Raw genomic sequence first — 4706 nt, forward strand, 5'->3', positions numbered from 1 at the left:
GCGCGAGACGGGGAGCGCGCAGCCCGCCCGTACCAGGTCCTCCAGCGTGAGGCCGTAGGCGTCCCGGAAGGTCCGCCCCTCGCTCTGCCCGTGGTCGGACAGCAGCACGATGCGGTACGGACGCGGCGCCCGCCGGGCCGCCTTGGCGATCAGCGCGAGGGAACGGTCCAGCCGGCGCAGCACCTTCCGGGCGTCACCGCCGCACGGTCCGGAGTGGTGCGCCACCTCGTCGTAGGCCACCAGGTCGGCGTAGACGGCGGTGCGTCCGCTGAAAATGTCGCCGAGGACCGCGGCGACCACCACGTCGCGCTGGACGACGGTGGCGAAGGCGCGGATGAGGGGATACAGCCCGCCGCGTGAGACCCGCGGCCACTCACCGCGCAGCCGGGCCCGGGCCGACTGGATCAGCTCCCGGCCGACCTCGGCGAAGAAGGAGACGGCGGTACGGGTGGCGTTGGCCGGGTCGGAGAAGTAGGCGAAGTAGCCGGCCCGGGAACGGTTGTCCCGGCCACGGCGGGCGGCTACGGAGAGCACGAGCGCGACCTGGCCGGCGCCGCCGCTGAAGAGGTTGCCGCGGCTGGCACCGTCCACGGCGAGCAGGCCGCGGTCACCGGTCCCCAGTACGGCACGGCGCTGGAGTTCGGCGGCGCCGCTCGGCCGGTTGCTGATCATCACTTCGCCGGTCTTCTTCTCGTACCAGCGAAAGGCGGGCACGTCCTGGCTGCTGCCGTGCAGGATGCCGAGCTGGCTCGCGCCGGTCTGGCTGGACCAGTCGGTGCGCCAGCGGGTGAGCCGGTGCGTCGCGCCGGCCCCCACCGACATCGCCGCCACGGTGGGCATCAGCGGGGCCGCGCCGTCCTCGGAGGAGCGCACCGCCTCCCGCAGCATCTCGTGCCCCAGCCCGTCGAGCTGCACGAAGACCGTGCCGGGGGTGTGCGGTCCGGGGACCGCGCCGGTGCGGCGGCGCCTGCGGTCGGCGAGCCGGGCGAGGCGGCGGCGGTAGGCGCCGTCGTCCCGTACGGCAAGGGCGGTACTGGTCGCCGAGGACGCCGCTGACATCACGGCGGCCACGACGACGGCCATCTCGGGATCGGCCGCACCGCGCCCGTAGGGCACCAGCGAGAGCGCGAGCCACAGCAGCGAACCGTTGAGGAAGAAGACCAGCAGGCCCAGCACGAGCGCGGGCACCAGCAGCAGCGCCCGCACCAGCAGGGGCCACACCAGCGCGCTCAGCAGACCGAAGACCCCGGCTCCTATGGCCGCGGTGGCACCGATCACCGTGGGGCTGTCGCCGTCGGGCGACTGCAGCCGGAAGTCGGGCAGGATACCGGCGAGGACGAGCATGGTGACGGTGCTGACGACCCACACCGCGAGCACCCGCAGCGTCGCCCCGCCGAGCCCCCGCCAGCTATGGGGCCGCCCCGGCGAAGCCCACGGAAACCACCGCAGTCGCACGCCTCTTCCTCCACTCCCCCCGCACGTCCGTCGCACCTGGCACGTCGCACGTCCTGTGAACCGCGCGAGTGCGCGGGATATTCTCCACTTTTCCATATTGCGGGTGGTTGATGACACCACGGCCACCCGCACCGGGCCGTCGGCGCATACGCTCGAAGCGGCGGCCGTCGAATCCGTCGAATCCGTCCAAGACAGGGCCGTACGCCGGGGGTGAGCCGGGCAGCGAGGGGGAGGACGAGTGGAAGGAGGGGCCGTGCCGGTGGAGGTCACGTGGTGGGGGCATGCCACCACCACGGTGCGGGACTCCGGGGTGACGGTGCTGACCGACCCGTTGCTGGTGCGGCGCATGGCGCATCTGCGCAGGCGGCGCGGTGCGCTGCCGCCCGCGTCGGCCGCCGCCGCCGACGTCGTGCTCGTCTCTCACCTGCACGCCGACCATCTGCACGTGGGCTCGCTGGCCCGGCTGGCGCCCCGGACACGGGTGGCCGTGCCGCGCGGTGCGCTGCGCGCGCTGCCGCGGCTGAGGCGGCTGGCCGCGGTGCTGCGGATCGAGGAGATGTCGGTCGGGGACCGGCTCGAGGTCGGCGGGGTGACCGTACGCGCGGTGCCCGCGGCGCACGACGGGCGGCGGATGCCGTACGGACCGCACCGCGCGCCCGCGCTCGGCTACGTCGTGGAGGGCGCGGCCCGCACCTACTTCGCCGGCGACACAGGACTCTTCGACGGCATGGCGGAGGCGGTCGGCCCCGTGGATGTCGCCCTGCTGCCCGTGGGCGGCTGGGGCCCGTGGCTGGGCGAGGGGCATCTGAACGCGGAGCGGGCCGCGCAGGCGCTGGTGGGGCTGGCGCCGCGGTGCGCGGTGCCGGTGCACTACGGCACGTACTGGCCGATCGGGATGGACGCCGTACGGCCGCACGAATTCCACTCGCCGGGCGACGAGTTCGTACGGAAGGCCGGTGCGATGGCACCGCAGGTCGCCGTGCACCGGCTCGGCCACGGCGAGAGCGTACGGCTGGAGGCCGCCGGATGACCACGCGATCGGTGCTGCCGGCCATCGGGGTGGACGTGAGCGCCGTGCTCCCGCCGGAATCCACTCAGCAGGCGGTCACCTATCCGTCCCTCTTCCTGCTGGTGGTGCTGGGCGCACTCGTGCCCGTCGTACCGACAGGCGCGCTGGTGAGCGGCGCGGCAGTGGTCGCCCTGCACCAGAGCCTGCCGGTGATCCCGCTGGCGCTGGTCTTCGCGGTGGCCGCGGGCGCCGCCTTCGTCGGCGACATGACGCTGTACTGGCTGGGCCGGCGCGGTGTGGGTTCGAAGAACGGCTCGCGCTGGCTGGAGCGGCTGCGCGAACACGCCGCGCCGGAGCGGCTCACGCAGGCACAGGAGAAGCTGCGCCGGCACGGGGTGGCGGTGCTGGTGCTGTCGAGGCTGATACCCGCCGGACGCATCCCGGTCATGCTGGCCTGTCTGCTCGCCCGGACGCCGACGCGGGACTTCGTACGGGGCGACCTGCCCGCCTGTCTGGCCTGGGCGGTGAGCTATCAGCTCATCGGCATCCTGGGTGGCTCCCTCTTCGCCGAGCCGTGGCAGGGGGTGGTGGCGGCGGTCCTGCTGACGGTGGTCATCAGCGCGGTACCCGCGCTGTGGCGTCGGCTGCGGCCCGGCGACTCCGGCAAGGAACAGCCGGGTTGAGCCGCTCGGTCCAGGCCGGGGCGTTCCGTTCGGGCTGCGCCGTTCGGGCTGTTCCGCTCGGGCTGTGCCCTTCAGTTCAAGACGTGCGACGCCCCGACCGGCAGGTCCCACAGGTCGGCACGTGACCGGCCGGCGGCGGCCCACGCCGCGCGTACCCGCCGCAGCGGCTCCAGCGGCGGTTCGGCCGACAGCAGGAACGTGGCCCAGTGCATCGGCGCCATGACGCGCGCCCCGACGTCCTCGCAGACCTGGACCGCCTCCTCCGGGTCGGTGTGCACCGGCGAGAGCATCCAGCGCGGCTCGTAGGCGCCGATGGGGAGCAGGGCCAGGTCGATGCCGGGGAAGCGGCGGCCGATCTCCTCGAACCAGTGGCCGTAGCCGGTGTCGCCCGCGAAGTAGACACGCCGGCCCTGCCCGTCGGTGAGCACCCAGCCGCCCCACAGCGAACGGCAGGTGTCCGTCAGTCCCCGCCGGGACCAGTGGTGGGCGGGCACGAAGTCGAAGCGGACTCGGCCGCCGTCCGGCGCGGGCAGTTGAGCCGCCTCCCACCAGTCCAGCTCGGTCACGCTGCGGAAGCCGCGCCTGCGGCACCATCCCGCGAGGCCGGCGGGGACGAACAGGTGGGTGTCGCGCGGGAGTCTGCGGAGCGTGGGGGCGTCGAGATGGTCGTAATGGTTGTGGGAGATGACCACGGCGTCGACGTGGGGCAGGTCGGCCCAGTCGACGCCGACGGGGGTGACGCGGGCGGGCGTACCCAGGATGCGCCGGGACCAGACCGGGTCGGTGAGCACCGTCAGACCCCCGATGGCCAGGACCCAACTGGCGTGCCCGGCCCAGGTGACGGCGACCGTGCCGGCATCGGTCCGGGGCAACGGGCCCGGCGCGTACGGGAGTCGGGCGATCTCGCGCAGTGCGTCGGCGGCGGGACGCATCGAGCCCTCCCTGGCCACCCGGCCCAGCGCGCGCACGCCGGGCAGCGGGGCGGTGAGCCGCTCGGCGAAGGAGCGCGGCCAGAACCGCCGGGCGCCCAGCGGGCGTGGCTCCGGGAGGACCGGTTCGCGCCGCGGTGCGGGACCGCGCCCGGGTGCCGCGGGCCCGGCGGGTTCAACAGGCTCAACGGGCTGAGCGGGCTGCTGGGTCACCATCCGGTCCGGCTCCACATTCACTCCCGGGAAGTGGCGGTGGTGAGCTCGGTGACCGCCGATCTCACCGAGTCCAGCGCCCGGCCCACACCGAGCGCCTCCAGTGGTGCGGCCGGTGCGCGGGCACCGAAACCGCCGCCCGTGAGCAGGTCACAGGAGAGCCGTACCCGCAGTGCGTGCGGATCGTCGCCGAAGCGGTGCCCACCGCTCGCGTACGGGCCGAAGCGCCGCACCAGTTCGGCCTCCAGCCCGGCGGCGTCCTCGATGCCGTGCGCCGCCAGCCGGGGGCGCACCGGCTCCAGGTCCGCGTACAGGTGCCGCCCGACCCGCGGTGGCCGGCACAACGCACCGGCCTCGGTGAACGCGGCGTGCAGCGCGGCACCGAGAACGCCGTGCGCGCGGGCCGCGGCGGTGCGC

General features: G+C 74.4%; 4 protein-coding genes and 1 pseudogene. 2 read left to right on the top strand and 3 right to left on the bottom strand.

Translation table 11 applies throughout. The features are described from left to right. Positions 1-1455: phage holin family protein (locus tag ACRDP3_RS24905; protein WP_431519240.1), on the bottom strand; the 1455-nt coding region annotated here is incomplete at its 3' end. Between the two features lie 253 nt (positions 1456-1708). On the opposite strand from ACRDP3_RS24905, the gene ACRDP3_RS24910 reads away from it, so the two are divergent. Together ACRDP3_RS24910 and ACRDP3_RS24915 are read left to right on the top strand one after the other, a co-directional pair. Beyond that, entirely contained in the window at positions 1709-2485 is a 777-nt protein-coding gene (locus tag ACRDP3_RS24910) for an MBL fold metallo-hydrolase (RefSeq protein WP_431519241.1), read from the top strand. Further along, on the top strand, positions 2482-3147 hold the full coding sequence (locus ACRDP3_RS24915) for a DedA family protein (RefSeq protein ID WP_431519242.1): 666 nt from the start codon (positions 2482-2484) through the stop codon (positions 3145-3147). The genes ACRDP3_RS24910 and ACRDP3_RS24915 overlap by 4 nt, the downstream gene beginning before the upstream one ends. Before the next feature lie 71 nt (positions 3148-3218). Here the strand turns inward: ACRDP3_RS24915 and ACRDP3_RS24920 are convergent, their stop codons facing one another. Together ACRDP3_RS24920 and ACRDP3_RS24925 are read right to left on the bottom strand one after the other, a co-directional pair. Beyond that, positions 3219-4292, bottom strand: coding sequence for an MBL fold metallo-hydrolase (locus tag ACRDP3_RS24920; protein ID WP_431519243.1), 1074 nt, complete (start codon positions 4290-4292; stop codon positions 3219-3221). Positions 4293-4309: 17 nt separating this feature from the next. Then, a pseudogene (locus ACRDP3_RS24925) lies at positions 4310-4706 on the bottom strand (aminotransferase class I/II-fold pyridoxal phosphate-dependent enzyme); the annotation flags it as partial.

It is taken from the genome of Streptomyces sp. (genome assembly GCF_050698815.1).
In the GTDB taxonomy this organism is placed as follows: domain Bacteria; phylum Actinomycetota; class Actinomycetes; order Streptomycetales; family Streptomycetaceae; genus Streptomyces.

Bases quoted from the DNA above. Each gene is read 5' to 3' on its own strand.
- ACRDP3_RS24915 (WP_431519242.1), top strand. From the start codon at position 2,482: ATGACCACGCGATCGGTGCTGCCGGCCATCGGGGTGGACGTGAGCGCC.
- ACRDP3_RS24920 (WP_431519243.1), bottom strand. From the start codon at position 4,292: ATGGTGACCCAGCAGCCCGCTCAGCCCGTTGAGCCTGTTGAACCCGCC.